Source organism: Paraburkholderia sp. CNPSo 3281 (genome assembly GCF_024206515.1).
Lineage (GTDB): Bacteria > Pseudomonadota > Gammaproteobacteria > Burkholderiales > Burkholderiaceae > Paraburkholderia > Paraburkholderia nodosa.
Map to the genome: position 1 here is coordinate 83,628 of NZ_JAMBPS010000002.1, position 24,546 is coordinate 108,173.

The following is a 24,546-nucleotide window of genomic DNA, read 5'->3' on the forward strand; positions in this document are numbered from 1 at the left end:
CCGTACCAAGCGAAAAGTCCCGGTAATAGCATTTCGATAGCATTCCATGTGCAGTGCATCATATGCAGAGAAAAATCCCCGCAACGACGACTGACCGAAACTGGCGAGACATTGGCGCATTTAGTCCGGTCGAGGACCGATTAGAAGATTGGGCGCCAGGCTAAGTGCCAAAAAGCAAACTGCGTGAAAGGCAATTGGTTCGATTACATCAAATCGGCAATAGTGCCGGATAACCGTTACAGGCAGGTATTTTCGCCTTTGTTACTACAAAATCATTCGACGCCTTCCGATCGATGCGTACGCATGGGATGGAAGTGAACGGCCAATAAAAGACTGCAAGTCGATTCGTCTGATTAAATGATGTTTAAGAAGCTTTGGGCTCCGATTTCGAGCATGCGAAGCGCATTTTAAACCTGTTAAATCCTGTTTGCGCCGCACAATAAAAAAATTCACAAAAAGCCGCTTTATATGATTGGGCTCCGCGAGCACTGCACAACTCTCGCGCGGCGCTTCCAGGAGAAATTGCGCGAAAAGCCTGGAGGCTGGCGTCAAGTGACTTGCTCGAACAACTAGGCTTACCCTTTCATGCTGTGAGGAACCTGCCAATGACATTGCGCCCAGCCCTTGCATCCGCACTCGTAAACCCTCGTTCCGCGCGCGGCTCGCGCGCTTTTTCATGGGTACCGGCAGCAACGCTCGCGCTCGGCGTTCTCGGCGTGATGCTGCCGGCGATGCGTTGCCGCGCCGCCGATGCGCCCGTTTGCAGGAGCGTCGCCGGCAGTGCTGCAACTGAGGACGGCAATGACGTCATTTCAGCGGATACGCCCGGCAGCGACGGCACGCGCCTCTTCGCGCGCGGTAAAGGTGTGCGTATCGTCGTAACAACGAACGCCACGCGCGACGACAAGGTGCAATGGCAAATCGCCGACACGTGGAGCCGCGCCCAGGCAAGCGGCAGCTTCGCCGTGGCGGCCGGCCCGCGCGTCACGTGGCTCGCCTGCACGATGCTCCCGGCAGGCTACTTCGCGTTTTCGGCGTCACTGGCTTCGCAGCCCTCTACGGGTTTGCCCCAGCGCGGCACACGGCCGGCCGGCATCACCACGTTCGGCGTGCTGCCCGACGTGAGCGCAGCACTTCCCGCACCCACCTTCGCACGCCAGGATCTGCACCGCTTCGGCGGACAAGGGTCAGCATATATCGCGCCCGGACAGCACTGTTGCGGCGGCGACGGCCTGCGTCCGCTCTACACCAACCTCGGTCTGGCCTGGGCCAACGACAAGCGGGGCTGGTACGTCATGGAGCCCAAAGGTCCGAATACGTTCGACACTGCCGCCTCCCAGCTCGATCTCCAGTTCAAGCCCGGCGACATCATGCGATTGATCACGCTCGACGGCTTTCCCGGGTGGGCGAGTCCGAACGGCCAGGAGACCCACAGCTACGTGCCTTCGTCGCTGGCCCAGTTGCGCGAATACATGTCGCGCGTAGGCACTGAGTCCGCACGCATCCGTGCGCGCGTCTTCCCGCGCCAGGCGCACAACTACTATCAGGTCACATGGGAGCCCGACAAGGACGGCGGGCTGCCGTGGAAAGACACGGACGCGCATTTCGTCGATCTCTACAAGACCGTCTACGAGGGCATACACGCCACCGACCCGACGGCGATCGTGATGGGCCCGACCTATGCAGGCGTGCAGGGCAACACGGAGTGGCTCAAGAAGTTCGCACCGCTTGGCATTGCTAAATATCTCGATGGCGTGACGATCCACGGCTACTACGATTTCGGCACGAGCCCTTCGCATCCGCCGGAGCGTCTGTACGGCGCCCCCGAAAAAGGCACGCTTTCGCTGCCCGAAGCCATGCGCGAGCTGCGCACGACGATGCGCGACGTGCTCAAGCCGGGCGCCCCGCTCTTCGTGACCGAAACCGGAATTAGTTACGACATCGGGACAAACTACGCGGCCAACTATCCCGACGCGCAAACGCTCTACGCGCAGGGCGCGGTCGTGGCGCGCGCGCATCTGATCCTGCTCGGCGAAGGCGCGGACACCACGTTCATCTTCTATGGTGCGGACATGCCGGAGACGACACCAGGCTATGGCGTGTTCTTCGAACTCGAGCATCCGAAGGGCATGTACGGTGCGTCGAACATCAGCCCGAAGCCGGCCGCGCTCGCGGTCGCGACCATGACGCGGCTGATCGACGGTACGTATACGCTCGGGCCGCTGCGCGGCACGCCAGCAGGCGTCTACGCCTACGCGTTCGCACGTCCGGGCGGCGGCAAGGTGATCACGGCGTTGTGGAGCCACGACAACGCGCGCTGGAGCGCGAAAACCGGGTTCGACGCCACACGTGCGACGAACTACACGCTTCAGGTGGACGCTCGCGGGCGCTCGGGCAAGGTGAGCGTGTTCGACATGATGGGTAACCCGACCACCATGACTTACAACGACGGCATGCTCCCGCTGCGCCTGACCGAATCGCCCGTGTATGTGGTGTCGGACAACGCCGAGGTCGCCAGATCGATTGCCGTCACACCCGCGGGCTACGTCGCGCCGAAGCCTTGAGGGCGAGGGCCAGGGCTCGCATCTTGGCCCACGATAGCGAGACTTAGGCGGCTCTGGACAGTGCAACGCGATTTTGAGCCGCCTAGACTGCTGATGAACGCGACGCGTGATTGTCATGCGCCGCGCGCGCAACGGCTGCGCTCGAGACAATCATATCGACACGACCGCCACCCCACGGATCCGCTCGTCCATGCTGTCGCCTACCGAATTCCTCGAGGTGGTGCGGCTCGCACCGCTTGTCGGGATCGACCTCATCGTCGCCGACGCCGACGGCCGCGTGCTTGTTGGCGAACGACGCAATCGCCCGGCGCGCGGCAAGTGGTTCGTTCCGGGCGGACGCATCCACAAGGACGAATGGCTCGACGCCGCGTTCACGCGCATCGTCGAAACAGAGCTCGGCATTGCGGGCATGCAGCGCGCAGCTGCACGCTTCGTCGGCGTCTACGAGCATCACTATCCGGACAACTTCGCGGCGGAAAACGGCATCGGCACACATTACGTTGTGCTTGCGTACGCGTTCATGCTGGACAGCACCGTGCCTGTCGGGCGCTTCGATCAGCACAGCCAGTACGCGTGGCTATGGCCCGAGGAGCTGCTCATGCGCGATGACGTGCATAAGAATTCGAAACAATATTTCTGCTGAAAACGCCCCCGGTGACAGACACGCGCGCGTCGTGGATTGCCCTCGCAGCGTTCGTGAAGCAGGCGGGGGGCGCGCGTACGCGCCCATAAGACCCGGGTGCAACGCCCGGTCAAGACCGAGCCGCCTTGCCTCGCGCATACCGAGCCATTCTGCCAACTTCTCGGCATTTTCAGACTGCGGCGTGCGTCAGCAGCCCACCGGCCTATCATGAATCCCGAGAGCGTGATGTGACCGCATGTAACAGCCCCACTCAGTCGGATGAGGGCACGCGGCGCAAAAACGCAACGTACTCCTGCGAATCCTTTCTGCGCGAGGAACCGGCCATGTACATCGATAGGGTGGTCTGCCGGCAAGCCGCTTTCCAGCCGCGCGGCGCTCACTTGAAGTTCGGACCCGTGGCCAAACGCATAGGCATCCTGGTTTTCGAGGGCTTCCCGCTCGGGGACGTGACCTTGCTCGCCGATGTGTTTCGTCTCGCGAACGATGCCTGCGCCGACACGCTTCCTGCTTATTCGATCGTCATGCTTTCCGAGCCTGGCGGCAACGTAGCCAGCGGCTGCGGCCTGCGGATATGGTCCGAAAGCCTGCATGGCCCGCTGCGCAGCGGCTTCGACACACTATTTATCGCCGGCGGCCCTGGCGCGATGGAGGCGCGCGCGAACGCGCGGCTCATCACGCGGCTGCAGATGCTCGCACCGAAAGTGCGCATCATTCGCGCACTCGGCGAGGGACGCGCCGTACTCGCCGCCGCCGATGTGCCCTTCCTGCGCACGGGCGGCAATACGGCAAGTTCGGCGCAGCGGCTACGCCGGGCGCTGGAAGCGCGCAACGCCGGCGCTTCGGTCGTGACGCCTTCCGAGGCGCTCGTCGCCGCGCTCAAGGTGGTCAAGCGCAATCACGGCGTGGCGCTTGCGCAGCGCGTATCCGAAGACTCGATGCCGGGCTCGTGGGAGCGGCTTGGCCCCATGCTCGACGACGGCGAGGCCGACAGCGCGAACGGCAAGATCAACTCGGCCGCGCACTGGCTGCGCGAGAACTACCATCAGCCGATCTCGGTGGCCGATGCGGCGCGCGTCGCGCAGATGAGCATGCGAAACTTCCTGCGCCACTTCAAGACGCATACGGGCCTCACGCCGTCTGAATATCTGCTGCGCGCCCGGCTCGATGCCAGTTGCCTCCTGCTCGCGCAAACCAATCTTCCCATCGACGAGATCGCCCAACGCTGCGGCGTACCGCGCGGCGAGCGCCTCGCGCGGATCTTCCGGCGCAGGCTGTCGATTTCGCCATCGGGGTATCGCGCCGTGAACCGGCGGGCTTCGGGCGAGTGATCCTCATCGCAATTCGATACATGTTTTACGGCTGCATACGCAAAACGCCGCGCTTTCGCGCGGCGTCTTTTTTTATTCGGCGTACTCAGCGTGTAATTTCAGCGTGCCGGGTGTGCAAGGTTACAGCATGCCGGAGCCGAAGATCTCCGTGTGGATGCGCGAAGCATCGACGCCGCGGGCAATCAGGGCCTCGCGCTGTTCACGCATGAACGCCACGGGGCCGCACAGGTAGTAGTCGGCGTCGGGCAGCAGCACATCCGCTTCGATGCGGCCGATATCGATGCGCCCTTGGAAGTCGTAGTCCGTGCCCTGGCGGTCATTTGCGCCGACTTCTTCGTAGAACACCGCGCGCTTGACGTTCGGGTACTCGGACACCGCGTGACGCAGAAAGTCGCGGAAGGCGTGCACCTTCGCGTTACGGCATGCGTGCACGAAGGTCACCTTGCGCTCGCTGCGCTCGGCGATCAGCGTGGAGAGCATCGACTTCATCGGCGTGATGCCCACGCCGCCGCTCATCAGCACGACTGGCAAAGTCTTCTTGCGGTCGAGCGTGAACTCGCCCATCGGCGCGCTCACGTGCACCACCGCGCCTTCTTCCACGCCGTCGTGCATGATGTTCGACACGTGGCCCGGCTGCGCTTCGCCGCGGCCAGTCTCCCGCTTCACCGAGATGCGCAGCCACTTGCCGTGGGGCGCGTCCGAGAGGCTGTACTGACGCGGCTGGTCCACGCCGAGCTTGTCGACGAAGCGCGTCACGCTCACGTACTGGCCCGGCTCGAAACCGCCAGCGGGCGCACCGTCGGCCGGCGCAAGATAGAACGAGGTGATCTCGTCGCTTTCGACTTGCTTGCGCATCACCTTGAACGGACGGAAGCCGCTCCACGAAGCGCCCTCGTACAGCTTCGCCTCGGTTCCGATCATGATGTTCGCGAGTTGTTCGTAGGCCACGGCCCAGGCGTCGAGCGTGTGCTGGTCCACGGCGTCGCCGAGCACGTCCACGACTGCGCCGAGCAGATGGCGGCCGACGATCGGATAGTGCTCCGGGCGGATGTTCAGGCTCGCGTGCTTGTGCGCGATGTGCGTGACCGCACCGCCGAGCGCGCCCAGATTGTCGATGTTCGCCGCATAGGCGTACACCGCGCGGGCGAGCGTTTCGGGCTGGCTGCCGCTTTGCTGATGCGTCTGGTTGAAGATGTTCTTGAGCTCGGGGTGCGCGGCGAACATCCGCTTGTAGAAATGCTTGGTGATCGTGGCGCCGTGCTCGGCGAAAACGGGCGCAGTGGCCTTCACGCGGGCCATCTGGTCGGCGGTGAGCGCAGTCATTTACGGCTTCTCCGTGATAAAGATGCACACAAGATACATCTTTAATGCGATAGCCCCACCCGGGCATTTTGTCGCACCCCAGCAATTTCCAGATTGCGCCGGCCGTGAACGTGCGGCGGGTGGCCGTGGAGCGTGCTCCGGCGGGGCTTTTGCGGTGCAGGAAACAATCTTTTTCGGACGTCGACGGCGCGGGTCGTTGGGCGCTACGTGCGAGCACACACTAGCCGGTCGGACGGCGCACGCTCGCGCCCTTTTTCCTACGCGCCCTCGCCCTTGCCTGCGCCCCGGTCGTGCCTCCAGAGCACGTCGCTGCCGCCCGCGGCCCGGTTGAGCACGCGCGCGAGCACGAACAGCAGGTCGGAGAGACGGTTGACGTAGCGGCGCGGCGTATCGGCGAGCGGCGGGCCCGAGTTCGCCGTGGCGCCCAGTGCGACGACCGCGCGCTCGGCGCGCCGGCATACGGTGCGGCACACATGCGCGAGCGCCGCCGCCCGCGAGCCGCCTGGGAGGATGAACTCCTTGAGCGGCGGCAGCGCGGCGTTGTAATGCTCGAGCCAGCCATCGAGCCGCGCGAGGTGTTCGTCGGTCACGAGCGTGTGGCCCGGTATGCACAGCTCGCCGCCCAGATCGAAGAGGTCGTGCTGGATTGCGACGAGCGCCTCGCGCACGTCGTCTGGGAGCGTTTCGCACAGCAACACGCCGATCTGCGAGTTCAGCTCGTCGACGTCGCCGATCGCAGCGATGCGCGCGTCGTCCTTGCGCACGCGGCTGCCGTCGCCGAGTCCGGTCGAGCCGTCGTCGCCGGTGCGTGTTGCAATCTTGCTCAGGCGATTGCCCATGTTGTGCTCTCCGAAGCTGAAAATTCGCGCAAGCCGCGCATGACGCGCGCCCGGCGCGGTGTAAGGCTGTAAGCCCACGCCTGCCAGCCATTATAGGTTTCGTGCACCGCAGCATAAGGAGCGCGGCTTTGCGGCGCGGACGTTCAGCGTAAAATGGTCCGAGCCAGCAGTCATACCCATACGAAGGAGACACCCGCGTGAATCACCCCGCGCCGCCGGCCCTCGCACGCCGCCCGTTCCCCACCGAACTCCTCGATCAACTGCGCAGCGCGTTCGGCGAACGCGTCTCCACCTCCGAAGCCGTACGCGCCCACCACGGCCGCGACGAATCGCCCTTCGACCCGCAACTGCCCGACGCCGTGGTGTTCGCGCAGAGCACCGAGGATATCCAGACCATCGTCAAGCTGTGCGCCCGCCATGGCGTGCCGATCATTCCCTACGGCAACGGCTCGTCGCTCGAAGGTCACTTGCTGGCCGTGCAGGGCGGCGTGTCGATCGACCTCTCGCAGATGAACCGCGTGCTCTCGATCAACGCCGAAGATCTCACCGTGACCGTCGAGCCTGGCATCTCGCGCAAGCAGCTCAATGAAGCGCTGCGCGACACGGGTCTGTTCTTCCCGATCGACCCGGGCGCCGATGCGAGCATCGGCGGCATGACGGCCACACGCGCCTCGGGCACCAACGCCGTGCGCTACGGCACGATGCGCGAGAACGTGCTGGGTCTCACCGCCGTCCTCGCCGACGGCCGCGTGGTCAAAACCGGCACGCGCGCGCGCAAGTCGTCGGCGGGCTATGACCTCACGCGTCTTTTCGTCGGCTCGGAAGGCACGCTCGGCGTGATCACTGAAATCACGGTGCGACTCTATCCGCAGCCGGAGGCAGTCTCGGCGGCGGTGTGCGCGTTCCCTTCGATGGCCCAGGCCGTGCGCACGGTGATCGAGACGATCCAGATCGGCGTGCCGATCGCGCGCGTGGAATTTATCGACTCGCTCGCGGTGCGCGCGATCAACAAGCATTCGAACCTCACGCTGCGCGAAAAGCACACGCTCTTCTTCGAATTCCACGGCACCGAGGCGGGCGTCGCGGAGCAGGCGCAGCTCGTGCAGGAGCTTGCCGCGCAGCACGGCGGCGAAGGCTTCGAGTGGGCCACGCGCCCCGAGGACCGCAGCCGCCTGTGGAACGCGCGCCACAACGCCTACTTCGCGATGCTGCAGCTCAAGCCCGGCTGCCGCGCCGTGACGACCGACGTGTGCGTGCCGATCTCGCGCCTCGCCGAATGCGTGATCGAGACGGAAGCCGATCTCAAAGCCTCGCCGCTGCCCTGCCCGATCGTCGGCCACGTGGGCGACGGCAACTTCCATGTGGCGATCCTGATCGACCCGGACAAGCCCGAGGAAATCAGCGAGGCCGAGCGCCTGAATCACCGCGTCGTGCAGCGTGCGATCGCGATGGACGGCACCTGCACGGGCGAACACGGCGTGGGCCTGCACAAGATGGATTTCCTCGTCGAAGAGCACGGCGCGGACACCGTCGACACGATGCGCGCGATCAAGCACGCACTCGATCCGCACAACCTGATGAATCCGGGCAAGATCTTCAGCTGGGCGGCGTAACCGACAAGCGCTGAGAAGCGCACTCAAGCGCAACAGACGGGAGGAGAGATGAACGCACCCGAGGCGAACTTGCCCGAGCTGAGCCCGGAAGCGCTCGCGCAACGCCAGCGCGAGGTAGTCCAGGCGTTGATGGCCGTGCTGCCGGCGCATTGCCTGCTGCATCGCGAGGAGGACACCGTCGCCTACGAGTGCGACGGCCTTGCCGCCTACCGGCGGCTGCCGCTCGCGGTCGCGCTGCCGGAGACCGAGTCGCAGGTGCAACGCATCGTGCAGATCTGCCGGCGCCTCGACGTGCCGGTCGTGCCGCGAGGCGCGGGCACCGGCCTCTCGGGCGGCGCCATGCCGATCCGGCACGGCATCGTGCTTTCGCTCGCGCGCTTCAAGCGCATTCTCGAAGTCGATCCGTACGCGCGCACGGCCACCGTGCAGCCCGGCGTGCGCAATCTGGCCGTTTCTGAAGCGGCGGCGCCCTTCGGCCTTTACTACGCGCCAGACCCTTCGTCGCAGATCGCCTGCACGATAGGCGGCAACGTTTCGGAGAATTCGGGCGGCGTCCACTGCCTCAAGTACGGCCTCACGGTGCACAACGTGCTGCGCGTGCGCGCCGTGACGATGGACGGCGAGATCGTCGAATTCGGCTCGCTCGCGCCCGATGCACCGGGCCTCGACCTGCTCGCGGTGATGATCGGCAGCGAAGGCATGTTCGCGATCGTGACCGAAGTGACCGTCAAGCTGATTCCGCGCCCGCAAACCGCGCAGGTCATCATGGCGAGCTTCGACGACGTCGTGAAAGGCGGCGACGCCGTGGCGGGCATCATCGCCTCGGGCATCATTCCGGCGGGCCTGGAAATGATGGACAAGCCGGCCACGCGCGCTGTGGAGGAGTTCGTGAACGCGGGCTACGACCTCGACGCCGCCGCGATCCTGCTGTGCGAAGCCGACGGCACGCCAGAGGAAGTCGCCGACGAGATCGCGCGCACGACCACGGTGCTGCGCGAGCACGGCGCCACGCGCATCCAGATCTCGCGCACCGAGGAAGAGCGCCTGCGCTTCTGGTCTGGCCGCAAGAATGCGTTTCCGGCGGCGGGCCGCATCTCGCCCGACTACTACTGCATGGACGGCACGGTGCCGCGCCGCGCGATCGGGCCGCTGCTCGCGCGCATCCACGAAATGGAAAAGCAGTATGGACTGCGCTGCATCAACGTCTTCCATGCCGGCGACGGCAACATGCACCCGCTCATTCTCTTCAACGGCAACGACCTCGACGAATGGCACCGCGCAGAGGCCTTCGGCTCGGACATTCTCGAGACCTGCGTCGAACTGGGTGGCACCGTGACCGGCGAGCACGGCGTGGGCATCGAGAAGATCAATTCGATGTGCGTGCAATTCTCGCCGCAGGAGCGCGACGCGTTTCATGCGGTGAAACACGCGTTCGACCCGGCCAGGCTGCTCAACCCCGACAAGGGCATCCCCACGCGGGCGCGCTGCGCCGAGTATGGGCGCATGCATGTGCGCGGGAATCTGCTGCCGCACCCCGAGTTGCCGCGCTTCTGACAGACGCGCAAACACGCACCCGGCACCGCGCCGTCTATGCATATCGCGTGACCCGAATGAGGGTCCGCTCCGGGTTGTCAGGCGAGGTTCGCTCAGTACAATCGAACGAACCATATAACGAACGAGCGCGACCATCACGACATGGAAGAGGACGATATCGTCTCGGACTGGTCCGAACGCATCCGGGCGGCGAGCGCCGATGGGCGGGCGCTGCGCATTCGCGGCGGGGGCACCAAGGACTGGTACGGCCAGTCGCTCGAAGGCGAGATTCTCGACACGCGCGCACACCGCGGCATCATCGCGTACGACCCGGCCGAACTGGTGATCACGGCGCGCGCCGGCACACCGCTTGCGGAAATCGAAACAGCGCTCGCGGCCCACGGCCAGATGCTCGCGTTCGAGCCGCCGCACTTCGGCGCCCAGGCCACCCTGGGCGGCTGCATTGCCGCAGGCATTGCCGGGCCGCGGCGGGCGAGCGCGGGCGCACCGCGCGACTTCGTGCTGGGTGCGGTGCTCATGAACGGCCACGGCGAGGTGCTGCATTTCGGCGGCCAGGTCGTGAAGAACGTGGCGGGCTACGACGTTTCGCGGCTCATGGCGGGCTCGCTCGGCACGCTCGGTCTGCTGCTGGAGCTTTCGGTGAAGGTGCTGCCGGTGCCGCAAGCGGAAACCACGCTCAAATTCGACATGAACGGCACCGACGCCGTGCGCAAGCTCAACGAATGGGGCGGCCGCCCGCTGCCGATGACGGCGAGCGCCTGGCGCAACGGCACGCTCGCGGTACGCCTCGCGGGCGCGGAAGCCGCGGTGAAGACAGCCCGCGCGAGCCTGGGCGGCGAAGTGGTGGACGCCGTGGAGGCCGAACGGTTCTGGGCAGGCCTGCGCGAGCAGACCGATCCGTTCTTCGCGTCGATTGCGCCCAACGCGGCGCTGTGGCGGCTCGCGCTGCCCTCGATCGCGGAACCCCTGCAACTGCCGGGCGCGCAACTCATGGAATGGGGCGGCGCGCAGCGCTGGTGGATCACGGAAACCGACGCGCAAACGGTGCGTATCAGCGCGAAGCAAGCCGGCGGACACGCGACGATGTTCCGCACGGGGCGCGACTACGACCGCAGCGCGGGCGTCTTCACGCCTTTGCCCGCGCCGCTCATGAAGATCCATCGCGGCCTGAAGGCCGCCTTCGACCCGGCCCGCATCTTCAATCGCGGCCGGCTGTATTCCGACTTCTGACGACACCCACACGCGGCGATGCAGACGAACCTCGCGGACTTCATACGCAACACCCCCGACGGCGACGAAGCCGACGCGATCCTGCGCAAGTGCGTGCATTGCGGCTTCTGTACCGCGACCTGCCCGACCTATCAGTTGCTCGGCGACGAACTGGACGGCCCGCGCGGGCGCATCTATCTCATGAAGCAGATGGTGGAAGGCGCGCCGGTCACAAAGAGCACGCTCACGCACCTCGACCGCTGCCTCACGTGCCGCAGTTGCGAGACCACCTGCCCTTCCGGCGTGCAGTATGGGCGCCTCGTGGAAGTGGGCCGCAAGCATGCCGAACAGATGGTGAAGCGCCCACTGCGCCAGCGCCTCATGCGCCGCCTGCTCGCGGGCCTGCTGCCGCGCCGCGCCCTCTTCACACCGGCCATGCGCCTCGGCCAGCAGGTGCGGCCGCTGCTGCCCAAGCGCCTGCGCGACAAGGTGCCCGTGCGCCAGCGTTCGCTCGCGTGGCCAACGGCCAGGCACGCGCGCAAGATGCTGATGCTGCAAGGCTGCGTGCAGCCCTCGATGATGCCCAACATCAACATTGCGACCGCGCGCGTGCTGGACGTGCTCGGCATCGAAACGATCGTCGCGCCGCAGTCGGGCTGCTGCGGCGCGATCCGCCTGCACATGGGCTACGCCGACGACGCGCTCGACGACGTGCGCGCGAACATCGACGCCTGGTGGCCCTACATCGAGCAAGGTGCGGAAGCGATCGTGATGAACGCCTCGGGCTGCGGCGCGACGGTGAAGGAATATGCACACCTGCTGCGCGACGATCCGGCCTATGTGGAAAAAGCGCGCCGCGTGGTCGAGCTCACCCGCGATCTTTCGGAACTGCTGCCCGCATTCGAGGAACAGCTCGTGGCAAACACGAGGCGCCGTAGCATCAAGACGGTAGCGTGGCATCCTCCCTGCACGCTGCAGCATGGCCAGCAGTTGCGCGGCGGCGTGGAAAGGCTGCTCACCGCGCTCGGACTCGACGTGCGGCTGCCCGCCGACAGCCATCTTTGCTGCGGCTCCGCGGGCACCTATTCGATCATGCAGCCGCGCCTTTCCTACACGCTGCGCAACCAGAAAGTGGACCGGCTGCAGGCGCTGGAGCCGCAATTGATCGTCTCCGCCAACATAGGCTGCATCACGCACCTGCAAAGCGGCACGGCGATTCCGGTCACGCACTGGATTGAGCTGGTCGAACATATGCTGGCGACGAATTGAGCCATCGGGAACGGCACCAGCGTAACGAGACGCACGGCGCGCCAACAGTCGGCCATTCGGTATAGCCTTTCTGGCCAGTATTTCGTGCCGTGCGCAGTCCGTATAATGGCCGTCGTTCTGTTCGTTTTGGATCCAAAAAGGCGGCGCGCGCCATTTCATGCGCCGGCCCTCAAGCCCGATGACCGATCTCTCCCACAATCTCGAAGCTGTCCGCGAGCGCATCGCGGCCGCCGCCCGCAACGCCGGCCGCGACCCGCAAAGCGTGGAGCTGCTCGCGGTTTCGAAAACATTTCCTGCACAGGACGTGCGCGCCGCTCACGCTGCCGGCCAGCGCGCGTTCGGCGAGAACTACGTACAGGAATCCGTGGACAAGATCGAGGCGCTCGCCGACTTGCGCGCGAGCATCGAATGGCATTTCATCGGGCCGCTCCAATCGAACAAGACACGCCCCGTGGCCGAGCGTTTCGACTGGGTCCATTCGGTCGATCGTCTGAAGATTGCCGAACGCCTTTCGGCGCAACGTCCCGCCGGCATGGCGCCGCTCAACGTCTGTCTGCAGGTCAACGTGAGCGGCGAGGCCAGCAAGAGCGGCGTCACCCCGCAAGAAGCGCAGCAGGTCGCGCGCCAGATCGCCGCCCTGCCCAACCTGCGCCTGCGCGGGCTCATGTCGATTCCCGAGCCCGAAACTTCGCTCGAGGCGCAACGCGCGCCGCACCGCCAGCTGCGCGAGCTGTTCGAAGCGCTACGCGCAGAAGGCCTCGCGCTCGACACGCTCTCCATGGGCATGTCGGCCGACCTCGAAGCCGCGGTGCTCGAAGGCGCGACGATCGTGCGCGTGGGCACCGCGATTTTCGGCGCGCGTGACTACTCTCACTGATTCATTGAACGATTCCATCACCATGAAAATTGCCTTCATCGGCGGCGGCAACATGGCCGCCGCGCTCATCGGCGGCCTGATCCGCAAGGGCGTTCCCGCCGACAACCTCTACGCGATCGATCCGAACGAGGACGCCCGCAAGCGCAGCGCCGAGCAGTTCGGCGTGCGCACCGGCGCCGTCGCGGACGCCGCGCTCGCTTCGTATGACGCAGTTCTGATCGCAGTGAAGCCGCAAATCGCCAAGGCCGTGGCCGAAGGCATCGCCCCGCACCTGGGCGCCCATCAGGTCGTCATCAGCATCATGGCCGGCATTCGCATCGACGATCTCTCGCGCTGGCTGAACGGCCACGCGCGCGTCGTGCGCACGATGCCGAACACGCCCGCGCTGATCGGCATGGGCGCAACCGGCCTCGTCGCGAGCAGCGGCGTGGACGCCGCGGGCCGACAGCTCGCTTCGGATGTGCTCGGCGCAGTGGGCCAAGCGGTCTGGTTCGACGACGAAGCGAAGATCGACGCGGTCACGGGCATCTCGGGCAGCGGCCCGGCCTACGTGTTCTACTTCATCGAAGCGCTCGAAGAAGCGGCGCGCCAGCTCGGCATGGACGAGCAGCAAGGCCGCGCGCTCGCCATCGCCACGTTCACGGGCGCGGCGCAACTTGCGCTGCAATCGGACGAGCCGCCCGCCGTGCTGCGCGAGCGCGTGACCTCCAAGGGCGGCACGACCGCCGCGGCGCTGGCGTCGTTCGACGCTTCGGGCGTGAAGGCCGCCATCGTCAAGGGCGCGCTCGCGGCCGATGCACGCGCGAAGGAAATGGGCGAGGAATTCGGCCAGCAGTAAGCCAGCGGCCGCGTCCAGATAGAAAAAGCGCCGGGTGTGTCATGCACCCGGCGCTTTTTTTTAGTCGATCCGGCCTCAAAGTCCCGCGACGGCGTAGTGGGCCGCAATCCCAACGAACAGCACGCCGCCCAGCCAGTTGTTATGGCGGAACGCGGCGAAGCACGGCATGCGCTCGCGGTTCCTGATGAGCGTGTAGTGGTAAATGGCGCAGCCCACGGCGGCCGCCCAGCCGAGCCAGTAGAGCCAGCCGAAGCCCAGCGTCACGCCCACCCACACGTAAATGCCGAGCGTGGCCGCATAGCAGAGCATGATCGCGAGCACGTCGAAGCGCCCGAACGTGAGCGCCGAGGTGCGAATGCCGATCTTGATGTCGTCGTCGCGATCGACCATCGCGTATTCGGTGTCGTAGGCCACGGACCAGAACACGTTCGCCGCCAGCATGATCCACGCGAGCGCCGGCACGTGATCCTGCACGGCGGCGAATGCCATGGGAATGCCAAAGCCGAACGCAATGCCCAGATACGCCTGCGGAATCGCGAAAAAGCGCTTGGTGAACGGATACGACGCTGCCACGAACAGCGCCACGACCGAAAGCTGCTTCGTCAGCGCATTGAGCGGCAGGATCAGCAGGAACGAGACGAGCGCGAGGCCCGCGGCAATCGCCACCGCTTCCCACGCGCGAATGCGGCCCGATGTGATGGGGCGTTCGGCCGTGCGCTTCACGTGGCGGTCGAAGTCGCGGTCGGCGTAGTCGTTGATCGCGCAGCCCGCCGAGCGCATCAGCACGGTGCCGACCGTGAAAATGATCAACAGCGAGAGGGGCGGATGGCCGTCCGAGGCGATCCACAGCGCGTTGAGCGTCGGCCACAGCAGCAGCAGGCTGCCGATCGGCTTGTCCATGCGGACGAGCCGCAAATAGAGCGGGAGTCGGGCGAACATGATCGGGGCGGGAAAAGCGATGCCGCTATTGTAGGCCAGGGCAGCGCGCCGTCGCCGCGAGCCGCACCCGTACACAAGACAAAGGCCCGCCGGACATCCAGCGGGCCTTTCATCGTGCTGATCGTGCTTCGGGTGCAGCGCGCAGGCGCCGCATCGGCATCAAGCCAGCAGCGAGCGCAGCATCCACGCGGTCTTTTCGTGCGTCTGCATGCGTTGCGTGAGCAGGTCGGCGGTCGGTTCGTCGTTGGCCGCTTCCGTCGACGGGAAGATCGCGCGCGCGGTGCGCACCACGGCTTCCTGGCCTTCCACCAGCTGGCGGATCATGTCTTCCGCGACCGGCACGCCGTCCGCTTCGGGAATCGACGAGAGCTTCGCGAATTCCTTGTAGCTGCCCGGCGCATGCACGCCCAGCGCACGAATACGCTCGGCGATGGCGTCCACGGCCAGTGCGAGTTCGTTGTACTGCCCTTCGAACATCAGGTGGAGCGTGTTGAACATCGGCCCCGTGACGTTCCAGTGGAAGTTGTGCGTCTTCAGATACAGCGTGTAGGTGTCCGCGAGCAGACGCGAGAGACCATCCGCGATCTTCTTGCGATCCTTGTCGCTGATACCGATATTCACGTGCTGTACGGTTGCTTTTTTGGCCATGACGACTCCTTTTGTAGCAGTGAGACTACGCGTGCTTGACGATCCTGTTGCGCCCGCCTGCGCCTCAAAAAAACTGTCGCGCGAGCGCTCGATCGGTCGTCAGTGTAGCCTGGAAATATCAGAAAGCCCGCTCATCCGACCCTACTGCGCAGCAACGTGCCCGGCTCGTTCAGTGGCTCGCCAGGTGTGCGAAGGCTTGCGTGGCGATCGCCACGAAACCGCTCGCCACGATCGCGAAGCCCACCACCCGGCGCACGATCTCCGTGCCTTGCGCGCGCGTGCGCGCCATCGCGGCCGCGTTTCCTGGGCCCATAGTCTTGAGGGTCATCGTCATCGTTCGGGTCATGATCGTGCTCCTGTGGTGTTTCCTCGAAGTCCTGCTTCGGGCGCGGCTCGCTGTCTCAAGGTTGTGACAACAAACCGCGCCCGCGTCCTTACTTCGCCAGCTTCGCGAGCGCGTCGATCACGCCTTGCGCATACGCCGGATCGGCGCGGCGGAAGTGCTCGATCTGACGCTCCACGATCTCCGCCGGCACACCGTTGATATGCCGCGCGATGTTCGCGAAAAGCCGCTCGCGCTGGCCCGCATCGAACAACCGGAACAGCGCGCCCGGCTGGCTGTAGTAATCGTCGTCTTCGCGGTGATCGTAGTGATCGACCGCACCGGCCGCGAGCGGCGGCTCGCCGGCCTGCGGACGCTGCGCGAAGTCGCCGAAACGGCTCGGTTCGTAGTTCACGTTGCCGCCCAGGTTGCCGTCGGTGCGCATTGCGCCGTCGCGATGGAACGAGTGGAGCGGGCAGCGCGGCGCGTTCACCGGAATCTGGTGATGGTTCACACCGAGGCGATAGCGCTGCGTGTCGCCATATGAGAACAAACGCCCCTGCAACAAGCGATCCGGCGAGAAGCCGATGCCCGGCACCACGTTCGCCGGCGTGAAAGCGGCCTGCTCGACATCGGCGAAATAGTTCTGCGGATTGCGGTTCAGCTCCATCGTGCCGACGTCGATCAGCGGATAGTCCTTGTGCGGCCACACCTTCGTGATGTCGAACGGGTTGTACGGCACCTTCGCGGCATCGGCCTCGGGCATCACCTGAATGCGGAAATGCCACTTCGGGAAATTGCCCTTCTCGATCTCGTTGAAGAGATCGCGCTGCGCCGATTCGCGGTCCTGGGCAATCACCTGCGCCGCTTCGGCGTCGCTGTAGTTCTCCACGCCCTGCGCCGACTTGAAGTGGAACTTCACGTAGAAACGCTCGTTGTTCGCGTTGATGAACGAGAACGTGTGCGAGCCGAAACCGTGCTGCTGGCGATAGTTCTTCGGAATGCCGCGATCGCTCATGAGGATCGTCACCTGATGCAGCGACTCCGGATGACGCGACCAGAAGTCCCACGCGGCCACGTTGTTGCGCATGTTGGTGCGCGGATCGCGCTTTTGCGTGTGGATGAAGTCCGGGAACTTGAGCGGATCGCGAATGAAGAACACCGGCGTGTTGTTGCCGACGATGTCCCAGTTGCCCTCTTCCGTGTAGAACTTGATCGAGAAGCCGCGCACGTCGCGCTCGGCGTCGGCCGCGCCGCGCTCGCCCGCCACGGTCGAGAAGCGGATGAAGAGCGGCGTTTCCTTGCCGACTTCGCCGAACACCTTTGCCTTCGTGTAGCGCGAGATGTCGTGCTTGACCTTGAGTGTGCCGAACGCGCCCGAGCCCTTCGCGTGCACGCGGCGCTCGGGAATCACTTCGCGGTCGAAGTGCGCGAGTTTTTCGAGCAGCCACACGTCCTGCAGCATCACGGGGCCGCGCGGACCGGCGGTGAGCGAGTTCTGGTTATCGACGACGGGTGCGCCGGCTGCCGAGGTGAGAGTACGGTCGGTCATGCTGGAATCCTTCCTTGCGTGCGTGTGTGTTCTGGAATTCGGTGAAATTTGCGCCGGGACAGCGCGAGGCCGTCAGGCGGACAGCGCGCGGTCAACGAGCAGCGAGAACCACACGGTGCGCAGGCCAGAATGGGCGCGTGCCGAGGTGCTGGGAGTGTTCGGGTGGGTGGTTTGCATCGCTTCCTCCAGGGTTTCCGGTCGGGATCGGTTAGAGGAAACTCTATCAACGACTATCGATATATGTAATTTGATTTATCTAATCTATCGAATAGGCGCAGGTTATTGGGGTCGCAAGAAACGCAAGGCTGGGGAATGGCGGCGCGGCCGAATGCCGCGCGGGAGAGTCAAACGCGCCGCGCAGCCCAACAGCGCACGGCGCGATGTACGTCAGGCCGCCTCGGCAGGCGCCTCGATCTTCCTCACGCCGGGCAGCTCGCAGGCGTGAACGGCGTCGACGACCGCCTCGATCGCGGGCATGCGCGTGAAGCTCTTGCGCCACGCGAGCACCACGCGGCGGTCCGGCACGGGTTCGTCGAACGGCACGTAGGAAAGCAGCCCGGAATCGACGCCGCCCGCGTGCGGCTTCACCTCGGTCACCGACATGCGCGGCAGCACGGTAATGCCGACGCCGCTCGCGACCATATGACGAATGGTCTCCAGCGACGAGCCTTCGAACGTCTTCTGGATGCCGTCGGCGTTTTGCGAGAAGCGCATCAGTTCCGGGCACACGCCCAGCACGTGGTCGCGGAAGCAATGACCGCTACCGAGCAGCAGCATGGTTTCCTGCTTGAGGTCGTCCGGGTCGATCTTCGGGCGCTGTTCCCACGCATGGCCCGACGGCAGCGCCACGACGAACGGTTCGTCGTAGAGCGGCCGCAGCGTGAGGCCGGTTTCGGGGAACGGCAGCGCCATGATCGCCACGTCGATCTCGCCCTGCTTGAGCAGCTCGATGAGCTTGAGCGTGTAGTTCTCCTGCAGCATGAGCGGCATTTGCGGCACACGCTTGATCATCTGCTTGACAAGCGTGGGCAGGAGATAGGGCCCGATCGTGTAGATCACGCCCAGGCGCAGCGGCCCGACGAGCGGATCCTTGCCCTGCTTGGCGATTTCCTTGATCGCGAGCGTCTGTTCGAGCACACGCTGCGCTTGCGTGACGATCTGCTCGCCAATGGGCGTCACGCTCACCTCGCTCGTGCCGCGCTCGAAGATCTGCACGTTCAGTTCGTCTTCGAGCTTCTTGATGGCGACCGAAAGGGTCGGCTGGCTCACGAAGCAGGCTTCCGCGGCCCGTCCGAAGTGGCGCTCTCGAGCTACCGCGACAATGTATTTCAATTCAGTGAGCGTCATTCGGGGACCAATCAAAAAAGGTGAATCAATAGCTTGTAGTTATACACCTATGGCGGAGATTCGCCAATAATCAACACCCCTATGCGGGGCGTGATCAGCGCAAAAGGGTCAGACGGCGCGGGCGCGCGCAGGTTCCGCGCAATGGACTATTTACGCTTTGAGGTATTGCTCGCGGGCGCCGAGCCAACGGTTGAGGTGCTGCGTGACGACGAGCGGAAACTCGTGCAGCAGACGATCGGCTGCGCCGCGCGCGGGCTCGATGAGCCAGGCGTCGGTCTCGAGGTTCGCGAAGCGCAGCATCGCCGCGCCAGATTGACGCGCGCCCAGGAATTCGCCGGGGCCGCGGATTTCGAGGTCCTTACGCGCGATCTCGAAGCCGTCGGTGGTCTCGCGCATGGTTTGCAGGCGCGCGCGGCCCGTGAGCGACAACGGCCCGGTATAGAGCAGCACGCACACCGAAGCGGCGCTGCCCCGCCCCACGCGCCCGCGCAACTGGTGCAATTGCGCGAGGCCGAAGCGCTCGGCGTGCTCGATCACCATCAGCGAGGCATTGGGCACGTCCACGCCCACTTCGATGACCGTCGTCGCCACGAGCAGCTGCACTTCATTGCGTGAAAACGCATCCATGACGGCGGCCTTGTCCGTGGAAGCCAGGCGGCCGTGCACGAGGCCCACGGTGAGTTCCGGCAGCGCGGCCACGAGTGTTTCGTAAGTCTCGACGGCCGTTTGCAGCTGCAACGTCTCGCTCTCCTCGATCAGCGGACATACCCAGTACACCTGACGACCCGTGAGCGCCGCCGCGCGCACGCGCGCGATCACTTCCTCACGGCGCGCGTCGGCAATGAGCTTCGTGAGGATCGGCGTGCGGCCGGGCGGCAGCTCGTCGATGGTGGAGACGTCGAGGTCCGCGTAGTAGGTCATGGCGAGCGTGCGCGGGATCGGCGTGGCCGACATCATCAGCTGATGCGGCTGAAACTCGCGATGCGTCTCGCCAGGCGCTTTCGCGTTCTGCGCCTTGGCGCGCAGCGCGAGCCGCTGCTCGACGCCGAAGCGATGCTGCTCGTCGACGATCACGAGGCCGAGCCGCGCGAATTCCACGGCCTCCTGAATGATCGCGTGCGTGCCGATCACGAGTTGCGCCGTGCCGAGCGCCGCGGCTTCGAGCGCCGCGCGCTTTTCCTTCGCCTTGAGACTGCCCGCGAGCCACGCCACCTGCACGCCGAGCGGTTCGAGCCAGCCGCGCAGCTTGCGCGCGTGCTGTTCCGCGAGGATTTCGGTGGGCGCCATGAGCGCGGCCTGGTAGCCGGCGTCGATCGCCTGCGCCGCCGCGAGCGCCGCCACCACGGTCTTGCCGCTGCCCACGTCGCCTTGCAGCAGACGCTGCATGGGGTGCGGCTGCTCGAGATCGTGCGCGATCTCCGCCACCACGCGCTCCTGCGCGCCGGTGAGCGTGAACGGCAGCGCGCCGCGCAGACGCGCGAGCAGCGTCTCTTCGCTCTTGCGCCCCGCGACGTGACGCGCCATCGCGGGCGCGGCGCGCGTGCGGCGCTCTTCGTGCGCGCGCTTGAGCGACAGTTGCTGCGCGAGCAGTTCCTCGAACTTGATGCGCGTCCATGCGGGATGCGTGCCGTCGATCAGCTCATGCTCGTCGGCGTTCACGGGCGGGTGGTGCAGCGTCTTCACGGCGTCCATCAACGGCGGCAGATTCAGCGGCTCCATGAACTCGTGCGCGACCGCATCGGGCAGCAGTTCGGGCAGATGCGCACGCGAAAGCGCGTTGTCGATCGCCTTGCGCAGATACGCCTGGCTCACGCCCGCCGTGGACGGATACACCGGCGTGAGCGCCTGCGGCAGCGGCGCGTCGCCCTCCACGACCTTCACCGCCGGATGCACCATCTCCATGCCGAAGAAGCCGCCGCGCACGTCGCCGCGCACGCGCAGGCGCTTGCCGATCGCCATCTGCGTGACCTGCGAGCCGTAGAAGTTCAGGAAGCGCAGATGAAGCTGATCGCCGTGGTGGTCCTCGAGCTTCACGAGGAGCTGGCGGCGCGGACGGTAGGCGATCTCGTTGTCGAACACCACGCCTTCGGTTTGCGCGATGCCGCCCGGCAGGAGTTCGCCGATGGGCGTGAGCGTGGTTTCGTCCTCGTAGCGCATCGGCAGATGCAACACGAGATCGATGTCGCTGCGCAGACCGAGTTTGGCGAGGCGGTCGGCGGTTTTGGTGAGCTTGGGCTTGTCTTTGGCCGCGGATTTTTCCAAGGCTTCTTCTGCGGCCGGGTCCGCGGACTTCTTCGCGGCGCGTTTGCGCGCGGGCAATGCGGCCCCTTGCGTCGCGTCCGCTTGCCGTTTGCGCGCGCCGTCCTCGGGCGTGCGCGCGTCGCTCGCGGAATCGGGTTCGGACATCAATCGGCTAACGGATGGGGGCATGGGCAGCTTCGCAAGTACAATATCGGCTTTCCGGCATGGCGCGGCGCGTGCAGCGCGACGGCCTCTGCCATCGGGCACGGCGCGCGCATCGCTATCGCGCACGTCCCGCAATCATAGCCTTTCGTCACGCACGAACGACCATTGAAGCCGCTTTTTGGGGCGCAACCGCTTGACGGTTCGGCTTCGCAAAGCCGCCGCGCGCCGGGCCTCCGGCGCATTTCCGTTACTTCAGGCCGCATGTTCAAGCTTTCCGATTTCGATTTCGACCTCCCCGAGGAACTGATTGCGCAGACCGCCCTGCCCGAGCGCAGCGCGAGCCGCCTGCTCGAGGTCGATAACACGACACAACCCGCGCGTTTCACCGACCGCCGCTTTTTCGAGCTGCCCGCGTGCATCGCGCCGGGCGACTTGCTCGTCTTCAACGATACCAAGGTGCTGAAGGCGCGCTTCTTCGGCCAGAAGGCCAGCGGCGGCAAGATCGAGGTGCTCGTGGAGCGCCTGACCGGCGCGCGCACGGCGCTCGCGCAGATCCGCGCGAGCAAGAGCCCGGGGCCCGGCACGGTGCTGCGCCTCGCCGATGCGTTCGACGTGACGGTGGGCGAGCGCGTCGATCAGTTCTACACGCTGCACTTTCCCGACGACTGCCTCACGCTGATCGAGCAGCACGGCCGTCTGCCGCTGCCGCCCTACATCACGCACGACGCCGACGCGAGCGACGAAACGCGCTATCAAACGGTGTTCGCGCAGAATCCGGGCGCGGTGGCCGCGCCCACTGCGGGCCTGCACTTCGACGACGCCCTGCTCGCGCAACTCGACGCGCAAGGCGTCGCGCGCGCCACGCTCACGCTGCACGTGGGCGCGGGCACGTTCCAGCCGGTGCGCGTGGAGAACATCGCCGAGCACAAGATGCATAGCGAGTGGTACGAACTGCCGCAATCGCTCGTCGACAAGATCGCGGCCACGCGTGCGCGCGGCGGCCGCGTGATCGCGGTGGGCACGACCTCGATGCGCGCGCTCGAAGCCGCCGCGCGCGACGCCGCGAACGAGAACCGCGCGCTCGCGCCCACGCAGGCCGAAACGGATATTTTCATCACTCCGGGCTATCAATTCCGCGTTGTCGATCGCCTCGTCACCAATTTCCACTTGCCGAAATCCACGCTGCTGATGCTCGTTTCGGCGTTCGCGGGCATCGAAACGATTCGCGCGGCATACCGTCACGCGATTGCCGAGCGGTATCGCTTCTTCAGTTACGGCGACGCGATGCTTTTGACTCGCACTGACGACGCGCTGAACAAGTAATACGCAAGTTCCCCAAGCCGTCGCGCGACACGAAAGCCGCGGCGGCGTTTCACCATTTGCGCCGGACTGTTCTCCGGTTGCACAGGAGTCAACCGCATGACCGACGGTCATCAAAACAACGCACGCGCCGAACACGGCGCATACCTGGGCGAACGCCCCCAGAACGGCCTCAAGTTCGAACTGCTCGGCACCGACGGCCTCGCCCGCCGTGGCCGCGTCACGCTCAATCACGGTGTGGTCGAAACGCCGATCTTCATGCCCGTGGGCACCTACGGCACCGTGAAGGCCACGCAGCCGCGCGAGCTCGAGGAGATGAAGGCGCAGATCATCCTCGGCAACACCTTCCACCTCTGGCTGCGCCCGGGCCTGGAAACGATCGAGGCGCACGGCGGCCTGCATCGCTTCATGGGCTGGAACCGGCCGATCCTCACGGATTCGGGCGGCTTCCAGGTGTTCTCGCTCGGCGATCTGCGCAAGATCTCGGAAGACGGCGTGCGCTTCGCCTCGCCCGTGAACGGCGACAAGCTGTTCCTCTCGCCCGAAGTGTCGATGCAGATCCAGAAGGTGCTGAACTCGGACATCGTCATGCAGTTCGACGAGTGCACGCCCTATGCGACCAACGGCGTGCCCACCACGCACAAGGAAGCCGCGGATTCGATGCGCATGTCGATGCGCTGGGCGCAGCGCTCGATCGACGAGTTCAACCGCCTCGGCAACCCGAATGCGCTGTTCGGCATCGTGCAAGGCGGCATGTTCGAGGACCTGCGTGACGAATCGCTCGCCGGCCTCTCGCAGATGCCGTTCCACGGCTACGCGATCGGCGGTCTTTCGGTGGGTGAACCGAAGGAAGACATGATGCGCGTGCTGGAACACATCGCGCCGAAGCTGCCGGCCGACAAGCCGCACTACCTGATGGGCGTCGGCACGCCGGAAGACCTGGTGGCGGGCGTGGCCTCGGGCGTCGACATGTTCGACTGCGTGATGCCCACGCGCAACGCGCGCAACGGCTGGATCTTCACGCGCTTTGGCGACATCAAGATCCGCAATGCCGTGCACCGCAACTCGCTGCGCCCGCTCGACGAACAATGCGGCTGCTACACCTGCCGCAACTTCACGCGCGGCTATCTGCACCACCTGCACCGCGTGGGCGAGATCCTCGGCGCGCAGCTCAACACGATCCACAATCTGCACTACTACCTGGAGCTGATGAGCGAGATGCGCGCGGCAATCGAGACGAAGACGTTCGCGGCGTTCCGCCAGCGCTTCGCCGGGCAGCGCGCACGCGGCGTGGACTGAGAGGGCGTCTCACGACGGCGCGTCACGTGCCGGCTGCGAAACATTACAATTACCTTTCGCAACAATGACGCGGGCAAGGCATGCGGTCCGCCCGAGCCGCCCCGGTTTTCACGCGCACGCGTGTCGCGTCGGGGCGGGATCCGGGATAAGCACTTGATCGCAAAGCCAATGTTGCGTCATCGTCGCGATGAATGCCGGTGGTAGAATAACCGGCTCGCTTTTTGATCGTAAAAAACGGAGAGACCAACGTGTCGTTCATTTCCAATGCCTTCGCGCAAGGCAGTGCAGCAGGTGGTGCCGAATCGAGCCTCATGAGCTTCCTGCCGCTCATTCTGATGTTCGCCGTGCTGTACTTCATCATGATCCGTCCGCAGATGAAGCGCCAGAAGGAACATCGCAACATGCTCTCGGCCATGGCCAAGGGCGACGAAGTGATCACGAGCGGCGGCATCGTCGGCAAGGTGACCAAGGTCAGCGAAGCCTACGTGGGCGTCGAAATCGCTGATGGCACGGAAATCACCGTGCAGAAGTCGTCGGTCTCGACCATCCTGCCGAAGGGCACGATCAAGTCGCTGTAAAGCTTCACGGAATCACCGAGGCCGTTGCCTCCGAACCAACGGCCTCGCGCGCCCGGCCCGCCCTCGCAGCCACTGACC

General features: G+C 65.3%; 20 protein-coding genes. 12 read left to right on the forward strand and 8 right to left on the reverse strand.

The window, feature by feature from the left end:
- The first annotated feature begins 605 nt into the window (after window positions 1-605).
- The 3 genes from M3I56_RS02410 (at window position 606) to M3I56_RS02420 (ending at window position 4,535) form a co-directional block, all read left to right on the forward strand.
- The gene (locus M3I56_RS02410) at window positions 606-2,564 is read left to right on the forward strand and encodes a hypothetical protein (RefSeq protein ID WP_254352406.1); all 1,959 of its coding nucleotides are present in this window, start codon (window positions 606-608) and stop codon (window positions 2,562-2,564) included.
- A 190-nt stretch (window positions 2,565-2,754) separates the two neighbouring features.
- Window positions 2,755-3,207: a GDP-mannose mannosyl hydrolase gene (locus M3I56_RS02415; RefSeq protein ID WP_254352407.1), complete on the forward strand. Its 453-nt coding sequence runs from the start codon at window positions 2,755-2,757 to the stop codon at window positions 3,205-3,207.
- Window positions 3,208-3,530: 323 nt separating this feature from the next.
- A complete protein-coding gene (locus M3I56_RS02420) occupies window positions 3,531-4,535 on the forward strand; it encodes a GlxA family transcriptional regulator (RefSeq protein ID WP_254352408.1) in 1,005 nt (334 codons plus the stop codon).
- 120 nt (window positions 4,536-4,655) lie between these two features.
- Here the strand turns inward: M3I56_RS02420 and hmpA are convergent, their stop codons facing one another.
- Entirely contained in the window at window positions 4,656-5,858 is a 1,203-nt protein-coding gene (gene hmpA / locus M3I56_RS02425) for an NO-inducible flavohemoprotein (protein WP_254352409.1), read from the reverse strand.
- A 257-nt stretch (window positions 5,859-6,115) separates the two neighbouring features.
- A complete protein-coding gene (locus tag M3I56_RS02430) occupies window positions 6,116-6,697 on the reverse strand; it encodes a cob(I)yrinic acid a,c-diamide adenosyltransferase (protein WP_254352410.1) in 582 nt (193 codons plus the stop codon).
- Between the two features lie 197 nt (window positions 6,698-6,894).
- On the opposite strand from M3I56_RS02430, the gene M3I56_RS02435 reads away from it, so the two are divergent.
- The 6 genes from M3I56_RS02435 to proC all read left to right on the forward strand — a co-directional run bounded on the left by M3I56_RS02435 (window position 6,895) and on the right by proC (window position 14,057).
- The gene (locus tag M3I56_RS02435; RefSeq protein ID WP_254352411.1) at window positions 6,895-8,310 is read left to right on the forward strand and encodes an FAD-binding oxidoreductase; all 1,416 of its coding nucleotides are present in this window, start codon (window positions 6,895-6,897) and stop codon (window positions 8,308-8,310) included.
- Window positions 8,311-8,358: 48 nt separating this feature from the next.
- On the forward strand, window positions 8,359-9,864 hold the full coding sequence (locus M3I56_RS02440; protein ID WP_028201996.1) for an FAD-linked oxidase C-terminal domain-containing protein: 1,506 nt from the start codon (window positions 8,359-8,361) through the stop codon (window positions 9,862-9,864).
- A 141-nt stretch (window positions 9,865-10,005) separates the two neighbouring features.
- Window positions 10,006-11,094 (forward strand): glycolate oxidase subunit GlcE, encoded by a 1,089-nt coding sequence (glcE, locus tag M3I56_RS02445; protein ID WP_254352412.1) that lies wholly within the window; start codon window positions 10,006-10,008, stop codon window positions 11,092-11,094.
- Between the two features lie 18 nt (window positions 11,095-11,112).
- Window positions 11,113-12,342, forward strand: coding sequence for a glycolate oxidase subunit GlcF (gene glcF / locus M3I56_RS02450; RefSeq protein WP_254352413.1), 1,230 nt, complete (start codon window positions 11,113-11,115; stop codon window positions 12,340-12,342).
- 178 nt (window positions 12,343-12,520) lie between these two features.
- Window positions 12,521-13,219, forward strand: coding sequence for a YggS family pyridoxal phosphate-dependent enzyme (locus M3I56_RS02455; RefSeq protein ID WP_254352414.1), 699 nt, complete (start codon window positions 12,521-12,523; stop codon window positions 13,217-13,219).
- A gap of 22 nt (window positions 13,220-13,241) precedes the next feature.
- Window positions 13,242-14,057, forward strand: coding sequence for a pyrroline-5-carboxylate reductase (gene proC, locus M3I56_RS02460; RefSeq protein WP_254352415.1), 816 nt, complete (start codon window positions 13,242-13,244; stop codon window positions 14,055-14,057).
- Window positions 14,058-14,132: 75 nt separating this feature from the next.
- On the opposite strand, the gene ubiA is transcribed toward proC, so the two are convergent.
- The 6 genes from ubiA to recG form a co-directional block, all read right to left on the reverse strand.
- Window positions 14,133-14,996 (reverse strand): 4-hydroxybenzoate octaprenyltransferase, encoded by an 864-nt coding sequence (gene ubiA / locus M3I56_RS02465; RefSeq protein WP_254352416.1) that lies wholly within the window; start codon window positions 14,994-14,996, stop codon window positions 14,133-14,135.
- 159 nt (window positions 14,997-15,155) lie between these two features.
- Window positions 15,156-15,644, reverse strand: coding sequence for a Dps family protein (locus tag M3I56_RS02470; RefSeq protein ID WP_254352417.1), 489 nt, complete (start codon window positions 15,642-15,644; stop codon window positions 15,156-15,158).
- Window positions 15,645-15,813: 169 nt separating this feature from the next.
- Window positions 15,814-15,990, reverse strand: a complete 177-nt coding sequence (locus M3I56_RS02475; protein ID WP_254352418.1) for a hypothetical protein — start codon at window positions 15,988-15,990, stop codon at window positions 15,814-15,816.
- Between the two features lie 88 nt (window positions 15,991-16,078).
- Window positions 16,079-17,518: a catalase gene (locus M3I56_RS02480; protein ID WP_254352419.1), complete on the reverse strand. Its 1,440-nt coding sequence runs from the start codon at window positions 17,516-17,518 to the stop codon at window positions 16,079-16,081.
- A gap of 387 nt (window positions 17,519-17,905) precedes the next feature.
- A complete protein-coding gene (locus M3I56_RS02485; RefSeq protein ID WP_254352420.1) occupies window positions 17,906-18,865 on the reverse strand; it encodes a hydrogen peroxide-inducible genes activator in 960 nt (319 codons plus the stop codon).
- A gap of 150 nt (window positions 18,866-19,015) precedes the next feature.
- On the reverse strand, window positions 19,016-21,373 hold the full coding sequence (recG, locus tag M3I56_RS02490; protein WP_375541675.1) for an ATP-dependent DNA helicase RecG: 2,358 nt from the start codon (window positions 21,371-21,373) through the stop codon (window positions 19,016-19,018).
- Window positions 21,374-21,532: 159 nt separating this feature from the next.
- Between recG and queA the strand changes: the two genes are divergently transcribed.
- The 3 genes from queA (at window position 21,533) to yajC (ending at window position 24,468) form a co-directional block, all read left to right on the forward strand.
- A complete protein-coding gene (gene queA / locus M3I56_RS02495) occupies window positions 21,533-22,594 on the forward strand; it encodes a tRNA preQ1(34) S-adenosylmethionine ribosyltransferase-isomerase QueA (protein ID WP_254352422.1) in 1,062 nt (353 codons plus the stop codon).
- A gap of 96 nt (window positions 22,595-22,690) precedes the next feature.
- Window positions 22,691-23,890, forward strand: coding sequence for a tRNA guanosine(34) transglycosylase Tgt (gene tgt / locus M3I56_RS02500; RefSeq protein ID WP_028201985.1), 1,200 nt, complete (start codon window positions 22,691-22,693; stop codon window positions 23,888-23,890).
- A 248-nt stretch (window positions 23,891-24,138) separates the two neighbouring features.
- Window positions 24,139-24,468, forward strand: a complete 330-nt coding sequence (gene yajC, locus M3I56_RS02505; RefSeq protein WP_028201984.1) for a preprotein translocase subunit YajC — start codon at window positions 24,139-24,141, stop codon at window positions 24,466-24,468.
- Window positions 24,469-24,546: the final 78 nt, after the last annotated feature.

Bases quoted from the DNA above. Each gene is read 5' to 3' on its own strand.
- M3I56_RS02410 (WP_254352406.1), top strand. From the start codon at position 606: ATGACATTGCGCCCAGCCCTTGCATCCGCACTCGTAAACCCTCGTTCC.
- M3I56_RS02415 (WP_254352407.1), top strand. From the start codon at position 2,755: ATGCTGTCGCCTACCGAATTCCTCGAGGTGGTGCGGCTCGCACCGCTT.
- M3I56_RS02420 (WP_254352408.1), top strand. From the start codon at position 3,531: ATGTACATCGATAGGGTGGTCTGCCGGCAAGCCGCTTTCCAGCCGCGC.
- hmpA (WP_254352409.1), bottom strand. From the start codon at position 5,858: ATGACTGCGCTCACCGCCGACCAGATGGCCCGCGTGAAGGCCACTGCG.
- M3I56_RS02430 (WP_254352410.1), bottom strand. From the start codon at position 6,697: ATGGGCAATCGCCTGAGCAAGATTGCAACACGCACCGGCGACGACGGC.
- M3I56_RS02440 (WP_028201996.1), top strand. From the start codon at position 8,359: ATGAACGCACCCGAGGCGAACTTGCCCGAGCTGAGCCCGGAAGCGCTC.
- glcE (WP_254352412.1), top strand. From the start codon at position 10,006: ATGGAAGAGGACGATATCGTCTCGGACTGGTCCGAACGCATCCGGGCG.
- glcF (WP_254352413.1), top strand. From the start codon at position 11,113: ATGCAGACGAACCTCGCGGACTTCATACGCAACACCCCCGACGGCGAC.
- M3I56_RS02455 (WP_254352414.1), top strand. From the start codon at position 12,521: ATGACCGATCTCTCCCACAATCTCGAAGCTGTCCGCGAGCGCATCGCG.
- proC (WP_254352415.1), top strand. From the start codon at position 13,242: ATGAAAATTGCCTTCATCGGCGGCGGCAACATGGCCGCCGCGCTCATC.
- ubiA (WP_254352416.1), bottom strand. From the start codon at position 14,996: ATGTTCGCCCGACTCCCGCTCTATTTGCGGCTCGTCCGCATGGACAAG.
- M3I56_RS02470 (WP_254352417.1), bottom strand. From the start codon at position 15,644: ATGGCCAAAAAAGCAACCGTACAGCACGTGAATATCGGTATCAGCGAC.
- M3I56_RS02475 (WP_254352418.1), bottom strand. From the start codon at position 15,990: ATGACCCGAACGATGACGATGACCCTCAAGACTATGGGCCCAGGAAAC.
- M3I56_RS02480 (WP_254352419.1), bottom strand. From the start codon at position 17,518: ATGACCGACCGTACTCTCACCTCGGCAGCCGGCGCACCCGTCGTCGAT.
- M3I56_RS02485 (WP_254352420.1), bottom strand. From the start codon at position 18,865: ATGACGCTCACTGAATTGAAATACATTGTCGCGGTAGCTCGAGAGCGC.
- queA (WP_254352422.1), top strand. From the start codon at position 21,533: ATGTTCAAGCTTTCCGATTTCGATTTCGACCTCCCCGAGGAACTGATT.
- tgt (WP_028201985.1), top strand. From the start codon at position 22,691: ATGACCGACGGTCATCAAAACAACGCACGCGCCGAACACGGCGCATAC.